This window comes from Janthinobacterium sp. Ant5-2-1 (assembly GCF_001445815.1).
Classification (GTDB): Bacteria; Pseudomonadota; Gammaproteobacteria; order Burkholderiales; family Burkholderiaceae_D; genus Janthinobacterium; species Janthinobacterium lividum_E.
Genome location: NZ_LNCE01000145.1, coordinates 1 through 2,593, shown reverse-complemented (window position 1 = coordinate 2,593; position 2,593 = coordinate 1). Strand labels below are relative to the sequence as shown.

Sequence of the window (2,593 nt, the reverse complement as noted above, 5' to 3'; positions counted from 1 at the left end):
CCTGACAGTTTTGAGTCTGCCAGCGGTATTGGCGTGCGCGGCACGCTTGGCGGGGTGCACATCGCACTGGGCAACACCGCGCTGATGGATGCTGACAAAGTCGATTGGAGGCCGCTTGCTGAGGTCGCTGAACGCCTGCGGACAGAAGGTGCTAGCGTCATGTATCTATCCTCTGACGACGTTTTGGCTGGACTGATTGCGGTGTCGGATCCCATCAAGGCAACGACGCATGAGGCCATAGAAGGCTTGCGCGCTGAAGGGCTGACCGTAATCATGGCCACTGGCGATGGCGTCACCACTGCGAAGTCCGTAGCCGAAAGGCTGGGCATCACGGAGTTCTACGGCGAGGTGAAACCACAGGACAAGTTGGCCTTGGTAGAAAAACTGCAAAAGCAAGGCAAGGTGGTCGCAATGGCCGGCGATGGAATCAATGATGCCCCCGCACTGGCGAAGGCCAATGTTGGTATTGCCATGGGTACAGGAACAGACGTGGCTATCAATAGCGCTCACGTCGCTCTAGTAAAAGGAGATCTGCGTGGGATTGCCCTTGCCCGTCGAATCTCGGTCGATACTGTTCGAAATATGTGGCAGAACCTGGGCTTCGCGTTTGTCTACAATGCCTTGGGCATTCCCCTGGCTGCCGGTGTGCTGTATCCATTTACTGGCCAACTGCTATCGCCGATGATCGCCGCGTTAGCGATGAGCCTGAGTTCCGTGTCTGTCATTACCAATGCACTCCGGTTGCGCGGTACCGGTCGGCCTTAACCGCTGACTGTGGCACCGAGCGACATTCTTGTGGAAGCAAACATGAATATACCTGCGATAGTGAAAGCTGCATCGAATAATGGCTGCTTGCTTAGCAACGAAGAATTGAATTTTCTTCCGGCTGCACGCCTCAATAGAGACTGTTTCTGCACCAGTTTGGATAGCTCCGCATTGAAAATAGCGCTTTCTAGCGAACCGGGCATGGACGGATTGCACGAGTTGATCGAGGAGCGGTGTCCCTATCTATTTTCTGCGCGGCCTATTTTTGTCTCGTATCGCCAAAGCAAACGTATTGCGGACGTTATTGCAGCGATTGAATCCGTAATATCGCTGCCATCGTATCGTGCGCGCGTTCTGACTGATGCTCCTGACATTGCCAAGCATAATCCTGATGATGCAAAAGGAGTATTTTTTGGCTATGACTTCCACATCCACGACGATACCTTGGCGCTCATCGAAATCAACACAAATGCCGGTGGAGCGATGCTCAACGCCGCGATGGCAAAAGCCCATAGATCGTGCTGTCTCAGCGATAGTGAATTGACACGAGCCATTGATAGCGGTGCGACCCTTGAAGATACCATCTTCAACATGTTTGAGTCGGAATGGGCGCTCTCTCAACGTTCACAGCGGTAATCCCCCCATTTTTAGAGCGCGCTAAAAGTAGAGGTTAAGCGGCCAAGGCAAGCTTCTGTTTTGGTGTGATGCCGCCAAGTGCCATGTTGGGCCGGTCGTGATTGTAAGTCCACAGCCAGCGGGTTGCAAAATCCTGGATCTCATCGAGTGTTTCAAACAGGTGATGGGCCAACCAGTCGTAGCGCACCGTGCGGTTATAGCGCTCGACATAAGCATTCTGCTGCGGCTGTCCAGGCTGGATGAAGTCGATGCGAATGCCGCGTTTGGCGGCCCAGGTCAGCGTCACGGCGCTGATGTACTCCGGGCCGTTATCGCAGCGAATGACCTGGGGTTTGCCACGCCATTCGATGATCCTGTCGAGGGAGCGGATGACGCGTTCGGACGGCAAGGAGAAATCGACCTCGATGCCGAGTCCCTCACGGTTGTAGTCGTCGATCACATTAAACAATCGGATGCTTCTGCCGTCGGCCAGTTGGTCATGCATGAAGTCCATCGACCAGGTGTCGTTGATCTGTGTAGGCACGGCCAGCGGCAGCGGCTTTTCCCGCACCAGCCGATGGCGTGGCTTGATCCGCAGGTTCAGTTCCAGTTCGCGATAGATCCTGTAGACGCGCTTGTGGTTCCATTTAAACCCCTTCACATTGCGCAAATACAGGAAGCACAGGCCGAAGCCCCAGTTGCGCTGGTTGTTGGTCAGGCGTATCAGCCAGTCAGCCACGACAGCATTTTCTGCGTCGAGCTTGGCACGATAGCGATAGCAGGTCTGGCTGATGCCGAACGCCTGGCAGGCCAGTCCTATGGTGGCTGAACGCTGGGCCACGGCCCATTGCGCCATCTCCCGCCGCTGAGATGGCGCTACCATTTTTTTGTCAGGGCCTCCGCGACGATCTCGGCCTTCAAGCGCTCTTCGGCATACATCTTCTTCAGGCGCCGATTTTCTTCCTCCAGTTCCTTCATGCGGGCCATCAGCGAGGCGTCCATGCCGCCGAACTTGGAGCGCCATTTATAGAACGTGGCATTGCTGATGCCGTGCTCGCGGCACAGCTCAGGGACTGGTGAGCCGCCCTCGGCTTGCTTGAGGATGGCGATGATCTGGCTATCGGTAAAACGGGACGTCTTCATGTAGAACTTTCAAAAATCTGAATTTGGAAAATTCTACTTTTAAACGCGATCATTTGGCGGGGGGATTACC

At 54.9% G+C, this 2,593-nt stretch carries 3 protein-coding genes; 2 read left to right on the top strand and 1 reads right to left on the bottom strand.

The annotated features are described in order from the left end of the window. Together ASN89_RS26670 and ASN89_RS26665 are read left to right on the top strand one after the other, a co-directional pair. Positions 1-765: HAD-IC family P-type ATPase (locus ASN89_RS26670; RefSeq protein WP_152988710.1), on the top strand; the 765-nt coding region annotated here is incomplete at its 5' end. Positions 766-807: 42 nt separating this feature from the next. Beyond that, positions 808-1,401: a hypothetical protein gene (locus ASN89_RS26665; protein ID WP_152988709.1), complete on the top strand. Its 594-nt coding sequence runs from the start codon at positions 808-810 to the stop codon at positions 1,399-1,401. 34 nt (positions 1,402-1,435) lie between these two features. Here the strand turns inward: ASN89_RS26665 and ASN89_RS26660 are convergent. Next, positions 1,436-2,523 (bottom strand): IS3 family transposase gene (locus ASN89_RS26660; protein WP_152988708.1). Its coding sequence is split into 2 segments (ribosomal slippage): positions 1,436-2,271 and positions 2,271-2,523, totalling 1,089 coding nucleotides; the frame shifts between segments, so codons are not numbered across the junction. Positions 2,524-2,593: the final 70 nt, after the last annotated feature.